Genomic DNA, 16,057 nt, shown 5'->3' on the forward strand with positions numbered 1-16,057 from the left:
CCCTGCCCTGCCCACGCCAATGACATAGACCGTTCGTGCGACGTCGCGACCGGTGAAGGAGAGACGTATGTCCGCCACCCTCGCGCTCCTGCTCGCCACCCAGGCGATGGTCCCGCATTCGACCGACCCGACGGCCCCGCAGCAGATTGATCCTGCGGCGCCGACGAGCAACGCGCCGCCGCTGACCGGCGAGGGCGAGCGCGAAACGGTGCGCGATCCAGCGACCGCTTTCTCGTCGGGGCGGACCGAGGCGACACCCGCCGAGCAGAGTGCCGCCCCACGCGGCTTTACCCGCTGGCAGCGTGACAATTTGGTCGGCAAAGCGCTCCGCGGTCTCAAGGCGGACGGCGTCACGCTCGCCCTCGATGTGGTCGACAACGTCGCGGGCAATCCGGTCGGCGGCGTCCGCCAGGGTGCGCGCGAATCGCACTGGGTCAGCGGTGCGGCCGACCTCGATCTGGAAAAGCTGCTCGGCTGGTCGGATACGCGCGTCCACGTCCAGGGCGCGTGGTTCACCGGCGACAGCCTCGGCCGCGACGTAATCGGCAATTCGATCAGCTTCCAGCAGACCTGGCGGCCGGTATCCGGCCCGCGCCTGACACAGCTCAACATCGAGCATGATTTCGGCAGGCTCAACCTGATGGTCGGTCGTGCGGCCGTGAACAGCTATTTCAACAATTCGCCGCTCAACTGCGTATTCATGACGAACACCAGTTGCCTTACCGCTTATGGCGGGATCAGCGACATCGGCATCACCGCCTTCCCTAATTCCTCCTGGGCCGCGAAGACGCGCTATGCCGTTGATCAACGGCGCTATGTTCAGATCGGCGTGTTCGAATACAACAACGCACTTAACGCCACCGGTAAAGGCGGGCTCGACTTCTCGCTTGGCAAGGGCACTGGCGTGCTGATTGCCGGCGAGGCGGGCTATCAAACGACTTTCGCACAGGAACGGCTACCGCGCCGCTACAAGCTCGGCTTCTATCTCAACACCGACGGCGGCAGCAGCCTCTATTACGATCGCAACGGCGGTTCGTCGGCGCTCACCGGCCTGCCGCGCGTCGCGCTCGGCGGCAATCGCGTTGGCCTCTATGCGATGGCCGACCAGACGATTGCGCGCGCGCCCGGCGCGAGCAAGCGCAACCTCGCCTTGTTCGCGCGCGGCTATTGGAACGTCGGCAACGTCCAGCAGCTCGACTGGTTCGCCTCCGCCGGCTTCGTCAAGACCGGGACGTTCAAGGGCCAAGATAACGACACGATCGGGTTCATCGTCTCCAACACCCATTTTAGCGATCAGCAGATCGACTATCTGCGCGACCTGCGCGCGAAGGCGGGCGGCACCGGCGCGCCGCACCACGACGAAATCGTCGGCGAAATCAACTACGGCTGGGCCGCCCTGCCCGGTCTGCGTGTTCTGCCCAACGTACAATATGTCATCAACCCCGACCCAATTTATGCGTCCAAGCGCACGACCAACATTCCAAGCGCCATCGTGCTCGGCGTGCGTATCGACGTGAAACTGGCGCAACTGTTCGGTGGATGAACGACGTCTCTGTTTCGGATGACGCGCCTCGGCTTATGGAGGCAGACCGAAATAATGACGGCGCTTACTCGGTGCCCCTCTGCACGAGTAATCGATAATCGCATGGCCGCGATACGTTGACCCAGAAGCTGACGCTTGGCGTGTCCAACGGCCTACCCAGCTTCGGTCATTCGTTCATCGCGAACGATTACGCCTTCGATCAGGCGGAACGGCACGCTTGGCGACAGGCCTCACTAACTGCGCACCCCCGCGCAACGCCCGGTTCTCTCTCCAGCGAAGCGATGCTTGATCGAGCCAATCCACGACTGGATCGAGTTGCTAACCAGCTTGGACTGCTCGTCCTATTGCCCGTATGATGGCGAATAGCCATGCACAAAAATGGCGTTCGGGAGGGATTGGACGTGGTGATTTACGAGCATGACGCGAAGCCGCTCGGCGGCAAGCCGACCAGGGTCCGCTACGGTATCATCGCGCTGATCTTTATCATCACGTCACTCAACTATGCGGATCGTTCGACGTTTTCGATCGCTGGCAGTGCGGCATCGCACGATCTCGGCATCTCGACCGTGCAAACCGGCTTCATCCTGTCGGCATTCGCTTGGGCCTATGTGCTCGCGCAGATCCCTGGCGGGTTGCTGCTTGATCGGTTTGGGACGCGGCGGGTCTATGCGGGTGCAATAGCAATTTGGTCGCTGCTGACCGCGATGCAGGGGCTGGCGGGGCTCGTCGCGCTCCCCGTAGTGGCAATGTTGTTCGCGTTGCGCTTCATGGTCGGCGTTGCCGAAGCGCCCTCTTTCCCAGGCAATGCTCGCCTCGTCGCGGCGTGGTTTCCCGGCAGCGAGCGCGGCACCGCATCGGCGGTGTTCAACTCCGCGCAATATTTCTCGTTGGTGGTGTTCGCGCCGTTGATGGGCTGGCTGGTACACGAGCATGGCTGGCGCAGCGTGTTTTGGGTGATGGGCGGGCTCGGACTGGTCGCAACCGCGGTGTTTTGGCTATTCATCCGCAGCCCGGTCCGCCATCCACGCATCAACGCCGCCGAACTCGCGCTGATCGAGACAGGCGGTGGGCTGATCCACATGGAGGAAGGCGCTCGAGTAAAGCAGGTATTCAGCTGGCACAATGCCCGCCAGCTGCTCGCCAACCGGATGCTGCTCGGCATCTATCTCGGTCAATACTGCATCAACGTGCTGACATACTTCTTCGTGACGTGGTTCCCGATCTACCTCGTCAAGGAACGCGGGCTGAACATCATGGAGGCAGGAATCGCCGCGGCGGCACCGGCACTCTGCGGGTTCGTCGGTGGCTTGGTCGGCGGGTATCTGTCGGACAGTCTGTTGCGCCGCAGCGGCTCGCTCGACATCGCGCGGAAGACGCCGCTGGTGATCGGCATGTTGCTCGCAACGCTGATCATCGCGTGCGTCTTCGTTGAGGCGGAATGGCTTGTCATCACGCTGATGGCGGTCGCGTTTTTCGGCAAGGGCGTCGCATCGCTCGGCTGGGCTGTGATGTCCGATGTCGCGCCGCGCGAACTGTCGGGCGTGGCGAGCGGGATCTTCAATATGTTCGGCAACGTGGCCGGCATCGTTACGCCGATTGTGATCGGATTCATCGTTTCCGGGACCGGATCGTTTGACGGCGCGCTGGTGTTCGTCGGGCTACACTGCCTGCTGACGATCTTCGCGTTCCTGGTGGTGGTCGGCCCTATCAAGCGGGTCGAGCTCAAGGCGTAACTCGCGTCGGAGCGTTCTCCAATTGATTGTAGCGTCTTCGGGAGCTTAAACTGCAGCCGTGCCGAACCACTCCGTCAATCCGGACTGGTTCCGGGGGCCACTGTTCCGCCAACCAGCCTCTCTCGATAATCCGGAGCCGTAAACTTTGGAACAAGCCTGGCATGCCACACAGCGGGCGGGGGGGGCTTATACTGATTGACGATCGGCGCGTCAGCCGAACGTATCGAGGCAGAGCTGACGCATCGGAGCAAGTGCGGGATTCGAATTGTCGCGGTGCCATGCCATGACTAGTTCGACAGGGTTTTCTGGTTCGGTCTGAATCGTGCGGAACTGGACGTCAGTCATGTGCAGGCTGGTTGCCGCCTGCGGCACGATCGCTGCGGCGAGCCCGGCGCGAACCAGTCCTAACATCGAATGGATCTGCGTGACATGCTGGACATAGTCCGGCTCAGCGCCGGCGTCGGCGAACAGCTTCAGCAGCATTTCGTGGAAATAGCCTGCGCCCTGCCGCGCGTACATGATCAGCGGCAAGCCGTCGAAATCGGCGGGGACGAGCACGCCCCTCGCCTGCCGCGGATCGCCCGCGGGTAGCGCTGCGATCAAAGGTTCACGCAGGACGCACACCGACTCAAACTCATGGCGGTCGATTGGCGGGCGCACGAACGCGACGTCGATCAGCCCGGTCAACAGCGCATCGACCTGCTCGGACGTGACCATTTCGCGAAGTTCAAGCGCGATGTTGGGTAGCCGCGCGATCGCCTGCGCGACGATCCGCGGCATCAGGTCGTAGCCCGACACCGCGGTGAAGCCGATCACGACACGCCCCGCATCACCGCGTGCGACCCGGCGGGCGGACAGTGCCGCGCTCTCGGCAAGCCGCAGGATACGCCGTGCTTCGATCAGGAACGCGCTCCCCGCGGGCGTCAGTCGCACCTGCCGACTGGTCCGTTCGAGCAGCATCACGTCGAGAATGCGTTCGAGTAATTGGATCTGCCGGCTGAGCGGCGACTGCGTCATGTTGAGGCGCTGTGCCGCGCGGCCGAAATGCAGTTCCTCGGCCGCCGCGACGAAACAGCGGAGCTGGCTGAGGTCGAACATGGCCGACATCTATAGAATGCCGGCCATCAGAATGTCACGCCGCCTGCTTGACGGCGTCTGGCGTGGCCTTGGCAATCAATGCGGCAAGGTCGCGCTCCTCGTCCGTAGTCAGGTCAGTCAGCGGTGTGCGCACCGGCCCTGCATCGCGGCCGACGACGCGCATGCCCGCCTTGACGATTGACACCGCATAGCCGCGGCTGCGGTTGCGGATCGCGATATATGGCAGCACGAAATCGCCTAGTTTGGCCTGCACCTTGGCATGATCCCCGGTGCGCACCGCCTTGTAGAAATCGAGCGCCCATTCGGGCATGAAGTTGAAGATCGCCGACGAATAGGTCGTGACACCCATAGTCAGGTAGGGCGTTGCGAACGTCTCGGCGGTCGGCAGGCCACCGATATAGGTAAGCCGGTCGCCCATCCGCGAGTAGATCCGCGCCATTAGTTCGATATCGCCGACCCCATCCTTATAGCCGACCAGATTGGAGTTGCGATCACAAGCCCGTGCCAGCGTCTCGTCGTTGACGATCGCGTTGTCACGGTTGTAGACGATGACGGCAAGCCCGGTCGACTTACATACCGCGTCGATATGTGCGCCGAGGCCTTCCTGGTTGGACGTCGTCAGATACGGCGGTAGCAGCAACAACCCGTCGGCGCCGACGCGCTCGGCGCCGCGCGCGATCTCACAGGCGATCGCGGTGCCGTAGCCGCAGCCCGAGATGACGGGCAGCTTTCCCTTGGCTTCCGCAACTGCGGCCGCGACGACGTCGATAACCTCGGTCGGCGTTAGTGAGAAGAACTCGCCCGTGCCCCCGGCGGCGAACAGCCCGGCAAGGTCATGCTCGAGCATCCAAGCACAATGCGCGCGGTACGGACTTTCGAGGAACGCTCCCGCTGCGTCAAAATGCGTAACGGGGAACGACAACAAGCCGCCGCCAATCGTCTTCGCCACGTCTGTAGGATCAAATGCCATTCTATGCTGCCTCCCCTGCCGCGTCGAACCTTGTCCGCCGACGCTGGATCACTGATCGCCGGCTCTATGGCAGGGGTATCATGCGGTCCATTCCAAAGGTGCAATCGATCGATGCCGTGGTTAGCATGATCGAGCCTGCGCAAGCTACGATGATGCCTTAGCAGCCTGACTTTGCGGTAGATTTGATGGTATTATCATTCGTCTGGTCCCAAATTGCATCGACCGATCCAGGATTGGCAATGGAATTCGGTTTAGTCCGGATGCAATAGGCTTCGTCCAGGCCAGCAATGGCCGGACCGGACGAACGGAATCATCCGCCGCCGACATTGAGGGGAGGACTGGATGCATCGTCGCACGTTCATGCTGGGTACCGGTGCCGCCGCTTCGCTGTCGGTGATCGGTGAGGCCACGGAGGCAAAGGCGCAGTCGCGCCGCAACACTACGCAGCCCGCCCCTAGCCAGTACCGGATGAAACTCGGCTGCCAGAGCATGCCATCCACCGACGCCCATTTCGAAGTTTTCGCGCGCTACGGCGTCCGCAACATCTCGGGACGCGCCACGGTCGCCGATGGGCGGATGTACCCGACGGCCGCCGAACTCATGACGCTGAAGCAGATGGCACAGCGCCACGGGCTAAGCCTCGACATGCTCGAACCCGAGATCCTCAATTCCACGCACATCGACCGCGAGAAGCACCCCGGCATCATGCTTGGGCAGGACCCCGACCGCGACCGCGAGATCGAGGCGTTCGCCACCACGCTACGCAACTGCGCCGCAGTCGGCATCCCGTGCGTCAAATATAACATGAGCTTGCTCGGCGTGCTGCGCACAGCTCCCGTCAACGGACGTGGCGGTTCGAAATATTTTGGCTGGGACCTGGCGAAGGCCAAGCCGCCGACCCCGCTCACCCGCGCCGGCCGGGTTGACGCAACTGAGTTCTGGAAACGCATCACCTACTTCCTCGACCGGATCGTGCCGATCGCAAACGAGACCAAGGTGCGGATAGCCTGTCATCCGCAGGACCCCGGCACGCCACCGGGCGGCTACCAGGGTATCGACAACGTGCTCGGCACGATCGAGGGCCTCAAACGCTTCGTAATGATCAACGAAAGTCCGTATCACGGCCTTAACTTTTGCCAGGGCTCAGTCTGCGAGAACCTCACCGACCCCGCCAACCAGATATTCGATGTGATCCGCTGGTTCGGCGAACGGAAAAAAATTTTCAACGTCCATTTTCGCAACATCCACGGTGCGCGCGACAAGTTCAACGAGACCTTCCCTGACGAGGGTGACATCGACATGGTCCGCGCGCTGCGCACCTATGCTGAGGTCGGGTATGATGGGATGATCATGCCCGATCACGTACCAGGGATGGACGATCCACTCGTCGTCGACGGCAAGCCGGTCTGGACGCCGCGGGCTGAAAATTTTGCCTTTTGTTACGGCTACATCCGTGGGCTGCTGCAGTCTGCGCAAAGATCGGCCTGAAGGCCGTCACAAACATAACGGCAGGCAGAAGCCCGCCACCCAGGGGAGGAAAGACATGATCAACCGCAAGACCGCAATCTGCGGCGCCTCGGCGCTTGCCATGACCATCGCCGGCACCGCGACCGCACAGGTCCAGCCACAGCCGCAACCGGCAGTCCCAGCCGCGTCGCCTTCGGCCAGCGTGACCGCCGACGGCACGTCGCCTGCCGCTGACACCGGCACAGCGCAGATTAGCTCGGCAGGCCCTGCCCCCAGCGAGACCGCAGATGCGGACATCGTCGTCACCGGCAGTCGCATTCCCGCAAATGGCTTCGGCGCGCCGACACCGGTCACCGTCGCCAGCGCGACGCAGCTTAACGCCGCCATCCCCACGACGCTCGGCGAAGCGCTGAAGCAACTCCCCGCGCTCTCCTCCTCGGTTGGTCCGCGCGGAGCGCAGACGTCGAGCGGCCAGGGCGGAGCATACCTCAATTTACGCAACCTCGGCCCGACGCGCACGCTGACGCTGTTCGATGGTCGCCGCTTCATACCCAACGACGGCAGCGGCCAGGTCGACACCAATCTGTTCCCACAGGCGCTAGTCGAGCGCGTCGAGGTCGTCACCGGCGGTGCCTCGGCGGCCTATGGCTCCGACGCGGTCGCCGGCGTTGTCAACTTTATCATCAACAAGAAGTTCACCGGGCTGACCGGCACGATCCAGGGTGGCGTCACCACCTATGGCGACAATGCGGAGCAGAAATACGAGATCGCCTACGGCACGCCGTTCGCCGGCGGTCGCGGTCATTTCCTGGTTAGCGGTGAATTTTTCCGTAATGAAGGCGTCGAGGATCGCCTAAGCCGCAGCTATTCACGCAAAAGCTGCCAGCCGATCGCGCTTCCCGCCGGTTCTGCCACATCGCGCGAATTCGCCTGTGACGTGCGCGTAGCCAACGCAACCTTCGGAGGTCTGATCACCGGGCCAACTGCATTCCGCGGCACGACCTTCGACGCGAGCGGCCAGCCGATCCCCTTCATCTACGGCACCAGCCTGACCAACTCGACGATGATCGGCGGCAGCGGCCCGCGCCCGCAGTTCGCCCCGCTGATCTCCGAATTGGAAAAGCACATCGCCTATATGCGGGCGAGTTACGATCTGAGCGACGCGGTTACAGTGTTCGCGGAGGGCAATTACGGCAAGACGCACAACGACTATCAGGTCGGCTCGTACAGCAACCAGATCGGCACCACAGCGCTCATAATCCGTCGCGACAACGCCTATCTGCCGACCAGCATCCGTGATCGCATGACCGCTCTTGGCACGCAGACGCTGACGATGGGGCGGTATGACGACGACCTGCCACGCACGCAGGTCAACGCTGACAATGAGACGTTCCGCGGCGTACTGGGTCTCGAAGGCACGGTGCTGAGCGGGTTGAAGTGGAACACCTATGTCGAGGCGGCGCGCAACGACCGCCATCTCGCGCTCGACTACGACCTTATCCAGCAAAATTATGTCAACGCCGCTGATGCGGTGGTCAACCCGGCGAACGGCCAGATCGTCTGTCGCTCGACGCTGACCACGCCCGGCAACGGTTGCGTCCCCGTCAACGTATTCGGCTTCCACGCGCCGACCGACGCAGCCGTGAACTACGTCACAGGCACCAACACTGCCGACCAGCGCTTCAAGGAATTCGTTGCGGCCGGCTCGATCGCCGGCACGGCGTTCCAGAACTGGGCGGGCGACGTCGGTTTCGCAGCGGGCCTTGAATACCGCAAGCAGAGCTTCAACCAGACTGTCGATGCGCTGTCCGAGGCGTTCAATCCGGTCACCAACGCCGAGGGTGCCTACCGCGTCGGCAACGCCAAGGCGCAGAGCGGCAAATATGAAGTGACCGAGGGCTTCCTCGAAGTCGACGTGCCGCTGCTCCGCGACGTCAATCTTTTCAAGGCGCTCGATTTCAACGGTGCGGTGCGGCGCACACATTACACCACCAGCGGATCGGTGACGACCTGGAAGGCGGGCCTGACATGGGCGATCAACAACGAACTCCGCTTCCGCGGTACGCGCTCGCGCGATATCCGCGCACCTAGCCTCTACGAGCTGTTCCAGCGCGGCACGACCAGCTTCCAGCCACAGGTGTTCGACCGCGCGACCAACAGCACCGCGACTAACGTGCGATCGGTTGTGCTCGGCAACCTCAACCTGACTCCTGAAGTCGCGAAGACCACGACGTTCGGCGCGGTCTATTCGCCGGCGTTCCTGCGCGGGTTCAATGCCTCGATCGATTTCTACGACATTCGGATCAAAGACGCGATCGCCTCGCTGTCGTTCCAGCAGACGCTCGACGACTGCTTCAACGGCAGTTCGGCAAGCTGTGCGTTCGTCCGCCGCAATGATGCGGGCCAGCTGATCCAGATCGATCTGGTCACGCAGAACCTCGCCTCGTTTGACACCCGCGGGATTGATTTCGAGATGAGTTATAAAAGCCGGATCGCAGCCGATGCGAACCTGTCGCTGCGGTTGCTTGGCAATTATGTCGATCGCTATATCCAGCGCACGCCCAACGTCGTCGCGGTTGATCGTGCCGGCCAGATCGGCACCGCGCCGCACTGGCGAATGACCGGGCAGGTCCAGCTCGACACAGCACCGTTCAGCGTCTTCACGCAAGGCCGCTTCATTGGCGGCGGTGCGTATGACAAGGCGACCTTGCCGACCGACCTCGCGCAACGTCACTTCAACGGCCAATTGCTGGTCGACACGCGGATTGGCTACAAGCTGCCGATAGGCGGCGACGTCGAGACGTATCTGAGCGTCACCAACGTCTTCAACCAGCTGATCAATCCGTATGTCTCGAACGGCCCGTCGGGCGTTCAGGACTTCGACTCGATCGGCCGCACCTTCCGCGCCGGCGTACGCTTCACGTTCTGATCGGATGTTTGACGATCCTCTCCTTTAAGGGGGAGGATTGCAGGAGGGAATGTCGGCGAATCTGACTACTGGAGCCAAGACGTATGAATGCAACCCTGTTCCGCGGCGTCCTGGTCGGAGCGCTCGCCGGCCTGTTGTTCGGGTTTGACACCGCGGTGATCGCCGGCACCACCGAAGGCATCCGCACCGCGTTCGGACTTGACGCAGCCGGAGTCGGCATCACGGTCTCCAGCGCACTTTGGGGTACGCTTGCCGGCGCGCTCTTCGCGGGTGCGCCCGGCGATCGCCATGGCGCGCGGACTTCGCTGAAAGTCATCGCGCTGATCTACCTGGTCTCGGGTATCGGCTGTTTCGCCGCGTGGAACTGGGGTGCGCTGCTCGCCTTCCGCATGCTCGCCGGATTCGCTGTCGGCGCATCGTCCGTCCTCGCTCCCGTCTACATCGCCGAGATCGCGCCAGCCGAAAAGCGTGGCATGATGGTCGGGGCGTTCCAGCTCAATATCGTGCTCGGCATCCTGGTCGCCTACCTCAGCAACGCGATCGTCACCGGTATGGACTTGGGCGCGCTCGACTGGCACGTGAAGTTCGGCGTGACCGCGCTACCCGCTTTGCTGTTGCTGGCGATGATGTTCACGATCCCGGACAGTCCGCGCTGGCTCGCCGCACGTGGGCGTGAGGCCGAAGCGGAAGCCGTATTGCGGTCGCTCGACGTAGCGGACCCCGCCGCCGACATCGCCAGCTATCGGCAGTCGCACGTCGCCGCCGCAGCGCGGAAACCGCGGCTGAGCTGGGCGCGCCATCGTCGCCCGATGATGCTCGCCTTCGCGATCGCGTCGTTCAACCAGCTCTCCGGCATCAACGCAATCCTGTATTACCTCAACGACATCTTCGCCGCTGCCGGGTTCGACAACGTCTCGGCGGACCGCCAAGCGATCGTGATCGGCGCGTGCAACCTGTTCTTCACCGCGCTCGCGCTCACCGTGATTGACAGGATCGGCCGCAAGACGTTGTTGCTGATCGGTGCGGCAGGGCTGACCGTCATGCTGTCGGGGGTCGCCTATGTGCTCCTCAGCGGCCAGCATCAGGACATGCTGTTGTGGTTGCTGATCGGCTTCATCGCTTTCTTCGCCTTTTCGCAGGGCGCAGTGATCTGGGTGTATATCAGCGAAATTTTTCCAACCGACGTCCGCTCGCGCGGGCAAAGCCTTGGCTCGTCGACGCACTGGTTCATGGACGCGATCATCGCGATGGCGTTCCCGCTGGTTGCCGCTTACTCGCGCGGCGCACCGTTTATCCTGTTCGCAGGCATGATGGCGCTTCAGTTTGCGGTAGTCCTCGCGTTCTTCCCCGAGACCAAGCGCCGCTCGCTCGAAGCGATCGAGACCGCATTGTGAACCACGCTTGGCTGCTGATCGCCGGTCTGCTGGCGATGGCACCCGCCCCCGCGCTCGGCCGGGACGGTGCACTGGATCCGGGCATGCGCAATCCGCTGTTGCCCGGCTATTTCGCCGACCCGTCGATCATCCGCGATGGGGACGAGTGGTTCGTCTTTGCGACGATTGATCCGTGGGGCGCCGACACACTCGGGCTGTGGCGCTCGCGCAACTTTCGCGACTGGACCTTCGAGACGCCGAACTGGCCGACCAAAGCCGCTGCAACCAGCCCGACGTCGGGCAAAAGCAAGGTCTGGGCACCGTCGGTCGTAAAGGGTCGCGATGGCAAATTCTGGATGTACGTGTCGATCGGCAACGAGATTTGGGTCGGCACTGCGGATCGTCCCGCCGGACCGTGGCGCGACGCGAACGGCGGCAAGCCGCTGATCCCGCGCAACTTCCGCCCCGGCCTGCACATGATCGACGCCGAGGCGTTCGTCGACGACGACGGCCAAGCCTATCTCTATTGGGGATCGGGGCTGAACTGGGTCAATGGCCACTGCTTTGTGGTGAAGCTTAAGCCCGACATGGTGACGTTCGAGGGTGAACTCCGCGACGTCACCCCGGCGCATTATTTGGAAGCCCCGTTCATGATGAAGCGTGGTGGACGATACTTTCTCACCTACTCTTTCGGCAACACGACCAAGGATACGTACCAGCTGCGCTATGCGGTCGGCAGCTCGCCGATGGGACCGTTCCGCGAGATGTCTGACACGCCTCTACTTGCGACGGATGCCAAACGGCAGATTTTCAGCCCTGGCCACCACGCGATCTTCAGTGCGGGGGGCGAAGATTTCGCCCTTTACCACCGGCAGGCGCTTCCGTTCACGCCAGTCGGCGACATTGTGCTGCGCCAGATTGCGGTCGATCGGCTCACAGTCTCGGGGGATCGCTTGGCAATCGTCTCCACACATCGCGGTGCCGATGTTCCCGGCACTGCTGTAAAGCGATCCGGAGCAAGGCTCGGCCGGCTGACCGCGTCGGGCTCCGCTGACCTCTCCCATTCCGCTACCGCGGCTGGCGATGATAATTACGCCACGAGTTGGCGCTCCAACCCTGGCGCAGCGTGGTTGCAGGCTGATCTTGGCACAGTGAAAGCCATTGGCGTCACGACGCTCCGCCCGGCCTACCCAACCGCGACGATCAGCTTTAGTATCGAAGCCTCGCTGGACGGTAAGGCCTGGCGACATATCGCGGCCGAACGCCCTGCCCGCGGCTCGCCGATCACGCTTCCCGCCATCTCTAAAACTCGCTTCGTTCGGCTAGTCTTCCCGCAGGGTGCCGACATCCTCGAATGGAATTGGCCGACACAATGATCTACCGTCCGCTCCTCGTCACGCTGCTGCTGTCCGCCGCGCCCGTCACCGCGCAGCGCTCGCCAGTCGCCGTGCCGGTTCAGCCACAGGTCTCAGCAGACCGGCCTGATTGGGAAAATCCTGCGGTCTTCGCGATCGGCAAGGAGCGCGCGCGCGCCACCGGCTTCCCTTTCGAGACTCGCAAGACCGCACTCGACGGGACGATGGAACGCTCAACGCGGTTCGTGACGCTCGACGGCCAGTGGAAGTTCGCCTTCTCGCCCGATGCTGACAAGGCACCGAAGGATTTCGCGAGCCCTTCCTACGACGTGTCGCGGTGGAAGGAGATCAAGGTCCCCGCCGATTGGCAGGCCGAGGGCTATGACCAGGCACGGTTCAACAACGTCACGTATCCCTTCCCCGCCAATCGCCCGCTGATCCCGCATGCCACCAACCCGGTCGGCTCGTACCGCCGTGATGTCGAGGTGCCGCGCGACTGGAAGGGCAGCGATGTCATCCTCCACATCGGCGCGGCGGGCTCGGCCTATTACGTCTGGGTCAACGGTTGCAAGGTCGGCTATTCAGAGGACAGCAAGCTGCCGTCCGAGTTCGACGTCACCCGCTGGGTCAAGCCTGGCCGCAACAGCGTCGCGATCCAGGTCTATCGGTGGTCGGATGGGAGCTATCTTGAGGACCAGGATTTCTGGCGCGTTTCGGGCATCGAACGCTCGGTCTATCTGATAGCGGCGCCCAGAGCCCGGGTCGCCGACACGTTCGTCAAGGGCGGCCTCAGTAACGACTACCACGACGGCACGCTCAACGTCGCGCTCGACCTGACGGCGGCGGCGCGCGGCCACACCGTCCGCGCGACCGTGATCGACGGCGATCACACGCTGCTGACGAAAACCGCGCTCGCAACCGGCGCAAAGCTGGCGCTCACCGGCACCATCCCCGGCATCCGCCCCTGGACCGCAGAAACGCCTAATCTCTACACGCTGCTCGTTGAGTTGCTCGACCGCAACGGCAACACCGTGCAGGCGACCGCTCGCCGCATTGGTTTCCGCAGCGTGGCGATCCAGAACGGCCTCGTCACGGTCAACGGCAAGCCGATCACGATCCGCGGCGTCAACCGGCACGAGCACGACCCTGAGACCTTCCACGTCATCTCGCTCGCGTCGATGCGCCGCGATATTGAGCTGATGAAGCTCAACAACGTCAACGCACTGCGCACCTCACATTATCCAAACGACGAGCGCCTCTACGACCTGGCCGACGAGTACGGCCTCTACGTGATGGACGAGGCCAATATCGAGAGCCACGCCTATATGTCCGCGGCCAACCGCGGTGGACGTTCACCCGAGAGCATCCAGATCGGTTACGACCCAGCCTGGGAAGCCGCGCATGTCAGCCGCGTCACCAACATGGTCGAGCGCGACAAGAACCATCCCTCGATCATCTTCTGGTCGCTCGGCAACGAAGCGGGCACTGGTCCCAGCTTTGAAAAGGCCGCTGCAGCCGCACGCGCGATCGATCCGACCCGGTTGATCTCGTATCTAGGCTACAGCCAGATCAACGATTTCCGGCCGAATGCGTACGCTGACATCTATGCGCCGATGTACGACAGCCCCGCTAGGATGCTCGACTACGCGACGCATACCGAATTCAAGCAACCGATGATTCAGTCAGAATATGCTCATATGCAGGGCAATTCGGGCGGCAATTTCAAGGAATATTGGGACACGATCTATGCGCGGCCCGATCGGTTGCAGGGTGGTTTCATCTGGGACTGGGTCGACCAGTCGATGTACCGGTACACCAAGGATGGCCGGCGGTACTGGGGCGATGGCGGCGAATACGGTCCCAACCCCGGCGGCGAGATCGAGTTCGGCGACGGCCTGCTCAATCCCGATCGCAGCCCGCATCCGCAGCTGTTCGAGGTGCAGAAGGTGTACGCACCCGTCCACTTCGCCGCAGTTGATGCGGTCGCGGGACGGTTCACCGTCACCAATCGCAACGATTTCCGTGACCTGTCCGGCTACGATCTCGATTGGACGGTGAACGAGAACGGCGTTCCCATCGCGCAAGGCGCAATTCCGGCGCTGCATACCGCTGCGCATGCGACCGAGCCGTTCACGCTGTCATTACCGAAATTGCCGCCCAAACCGGGCGCGGAGTATTTGGTCACGATCCGCGCCCGCGCGAAGACCGGAACGATCCCACTGGTGCCGGCGGGACACGTCGTCGGCTGGGACCAGTTCGGGCTGGGTACACCCATCCCGGCGCTCATCACGATACCGCGCGGTCGCACGACCTTGCAGGAAATCGGCGGGATGATCGCATTGACTGCTGGTGACGTCAGCCTAACGATCGACCAAAGGACTGGCCTGATCGCCAGCTACCGAGCTGGGCGTGACGAGTTACTCAGCGGCGGCGCGCCGAATTTCGCGCGGGCGCTGACCGACAATGATATCGGCACGCGAGGCGAGGCCGCGAACGCACCATGGCTGGCCATGTCTGCCGCGCGCACGGTCGAGTCCGTCAAGGCGGAGCGCATCGGTTCGGGTGCAGCGGTGATCACCGTGCGCTATGTCATGGGCGGCAATGCAGTGCGCTTCACCACCCGCTACACGATGCAGAGCGACGGCAGCGTTGATATCACTGGCGAGTTCACGCCGCTGCGGACGGACCTTTCGGACCCACTCCGGATCGGCTTCCAGTTTGCTGCCCCGAACCGATTCCGGACCGTTGAATGGTATGGCCGTGGCCCGCACGAGAATTATGCCGATCGCAAGACCAGCGCGGCGATCGGCCTGTGGCACGGCGCCATCGCCGATCAGAACCACGACTATATGCGTCCCCAGGAAACCGGCACCAAAAGCGATGTCCGCTGGATGACGCTGGACGGCGACGGCCAGACTGGGCTCAAGCTGGTTGGCGATCATCCACTGTCAATGAATGCACTCGCGTTCCCCTATGAAGATCTCGCGCGCCGGGCTCCCGGAACGCGTAAGAGCACGGATATCGTACCCCGCAGCCATATTACCGTCTTGGTTGATGCGCTGCAATCCGGATTGGGTGGCGATACTACCTGGAATGCACAAGGGCGGCCATTGCTCAAGTACCGTATTCCAGTAGCCCCCATTCGTTTCATTATACGATTGTCTCCTGTGTTTAAAGATTGATTATAGATAGGCGAGATATCAGCATCGCTTTAGGTGTTTGATCCCACGGTTTGATGGTGCGATCCTTTCGTTGGAATGGAAGGATGCGGTATGGGACAAGTTCGTCATGGGTGCGCCACGACCACGCACGCCGTCCGAGCAGCAATACAGCGATCGCAAGCTTCGCTCGCGACGCTGAGTCGCGAGCTGGGGATCAACCCTGAGCAGCCCCCATCGGGTGGTCCGGGTTATTAGTTAGTGCATTGTCGTCTCCGCCGCCATTGCCGGTCGTAGGTGGAGCGAAGCGGAACCGGAGGCCGGCAATGGCGGTGTCGCCGCTTGTGGTGCGGGCGGCCGGTAGCCCAGGCTGCTGTGCGGCCGGACGGTGTTGTAGTGACGGCGCCACGCCTCGATCAGTACCCTTGCTT

At 62.7% G+C, this 16,057-nt stretch carries 10 protein-coding genes and 1 pseudogene; 8 read left to right on the forward strand and 3 right to left on the reverse strand.

Annotated elements, in window-relative coordinates; genetic code table 11:
* Positions 1-67 precede the first annotated feature (67 nt).
* Together BRX43_RS17055 and BRX43_RS17060 are read left to right on the forward strand one after the other, a co-directional pair.
* Positions 68-1,543, forward strand: coding sequence for a carbohydrate porin (locus tag BRX43_RS17055; protein ID WP_125996289.1), 1,476 nt, complete (start codon positions 68-70; stop codon positions 1,541-1,543).
* Positions 1,544-1,911: 368 nt separating this feature from the next.
* Positions 1,912-3,276, forward strand: coding sequence for an MFS transporter (locus tag BRX43_RS17060; protein ID WP_125996290.1), 1,365 nt, complete (start codon positions 1,912-1,914; stop codon positions 3,274-3,276).
* Between the two features lie 210 nt (positions 3,277-3,486).
* On the opposite strand, the gene BRX43_RS17065 is transcribed toward BRX43_RS17060, so the two are convergent.
* Together BRX43_RS17065 and kdgD are read right to left on the reverse strand one after the other, a co-directional pair.
* The gene (locus BRX43_RS17065; RefSeq protein WP_125996291.1) at positions 3,487-4,374 is read right to left on the reverse strand and encodes a LysR substrate-binding domain-containing protein; all 888 of its coding nucleotides are present in this window, start codon (positions 4,372-4,374) and stop codon (positions 3,487-3,489) included.
* Positions 4,375-4,408: 34 nt separating this feature from the next.
* Entirely contained in the window at positions 4,409-5,323 is a 915-nt protein-coding gene (kdgD, locus tag BRX43_RS17070) for a 5-dehydro-4-deoxyglucarate dehydratase (protein ID WP_346962870.1), read from the reverse strand.
* A 363-nt stretch (positions 5,324-5,686) separates the two neighbouring features.
* Between kdgD and BRX43_RS17075 the strand changes: the two genes are divergently transcribed.
* The 6 genes and pseudogenes from BRX43_RS17075 to BRX43_RS21035 all read left to right on the forward strand — a co-directional run.
* Entirely contained in the window at positions 5,687-6,832 is a 1,146-nt protein-coding gene (locus BRX43_RS17075; RefSeq protein ID WP_125996293.1) for a mannonate dehydratase, read from the forward strand.
* A 55-nt stretch (positions 6,833-6,887) separates the two neighbouring features.
* Positions 6,888-9,740 carry a TonB-dependent receptor gene (locus tag BRX43_RS17080; protein ID WP_125996294.1) on the forward strand — a complete coding sequence of 951 codons (2,853 nt, stop codon included), beginning with the start codon at positions 6,888-6,890 and terminating at the stop codon, positions 9,738-9,740.
* A gap of 83 nt (positions 9,741-9,823) precedes the next feature.
* Positions 9,824-11,134, forward strand: a complete 1,311-nt coding sequence (locus BRX43_RS17085; protein ID WP_125996295.1) for a sugar porter family MFS transporter — start codon at positions 9,824-9,826, stop codon at positions 11,132-11,134.
* Positions 11,131-12,489, forward strand: coding sequence for a family 43 glycosylhydrolase (locus BRX43_RS17090; protein WP_241215028.1), 1,359 nt, complete (start codon positions 11,131-11,133; stop codon positions 12,487-12,489). Before BRX43_RS17085 ends, BRX43_RS17090 begins: the two co-directional genes overlap by 4 nt.
* On the forward strand, positions 12,468-15,650 hold the full coding sequence (locus BRX43_RS17095; RefSeq protein ID WP_241215029.1) for a glycoside hydrolase family 2 TIM barrel-domain containing protein: 3,183 nt from the start codon (positions 12,468-12,470) through the stop codon (positions 15,648-15,650). The genes BRX43_RS17090 and BRX43_RS17095 overlap by 22 nt, the downstream gene beginning before the upstream one ends.
* A 90-nt stretch (positions 15,651-15,740) precedes the next feature.
* Positions 15,741-15,854 (forward strand): annotated as a pseudogene (locus BRX43_RS21035) (IS481 family transposase); the annotation flags it as partial.
* A gap of 30 nt (positions 15,855-15,884) precedes the next feature.
* Here the strand turns inward: BRX43_RS21035 and BRX43_RS17105 are convergent.
* Positions 15,885-16,057 (reverse strand): integrase core domain-containing protein (locus BRX43_RS17105; RefSeq protein ID WP_206433231.1); only part of this gene is annotated, 173 nt, incomplete at its 5' end.

The sequence above is a fragment of the Sphingomonas sp. S-NIH.Pt15_0812 genome, from assembly GCF_003951315.1.
GTDB lineage: Bacteria > Pseudomonadota > Alphaproteobacteria > Sphingomonadales > Sphingomonadaceae > Sphingomonas.

Bases quoted from the DNA above. Each gene is read 5' to 3' on its own strand.
- BRX43_RS17055 (WP_125996289.1), top strand. From the start codon at position 68: ATGTCCGCCACCCTCGCGCTCCTGCTCGCCACCCAGGCGATGGTCCCG.
- BRX43_RS17060 (WP_125996290.1), top strand. From the start codon at position 1,912: ATGCACAAAAATGGCGTTCGGGAGGGATTGGACGTGGTGATTTACGAG.
- BRX43_RS17065 (WP_125996291.1), bottom strand. From the start codon at position 4,374: ATGTTCGACCTCAGCCAGCTCCGCTGTTTCGTCGCGGCGGCCGAGGAA.
- BRX43_RS17075 (WP_125996293.1), top strand. From the start codon at position 5,687: ATGCATCGTCGCACGTTCATGCTGGGTACCGGTGCCGCCGCTTCGCTG.
- BRX43_RS17080 (WP_125996294.1), top strand. From the start codon at position 6,888: ATGATCAACCGCAAGACCGCAATCTGCGGCGCCTCGGCGCTTGCCATG.
- BRX43_RS17085 (WP_125996295.1), top strand. From the start codon at position 9,824: ATGAATGCAACCCTGTTCCGCGGCGTCCTGGTCGGAGCGCTCGCCGGC.
- BRX43_RS17095 (WP_241215029.1), top strand. From the start codon at position 12,468: ATGGAATTGGCCGACACAATGATCTACCGTCCGCTCCTCGTCACGCTG.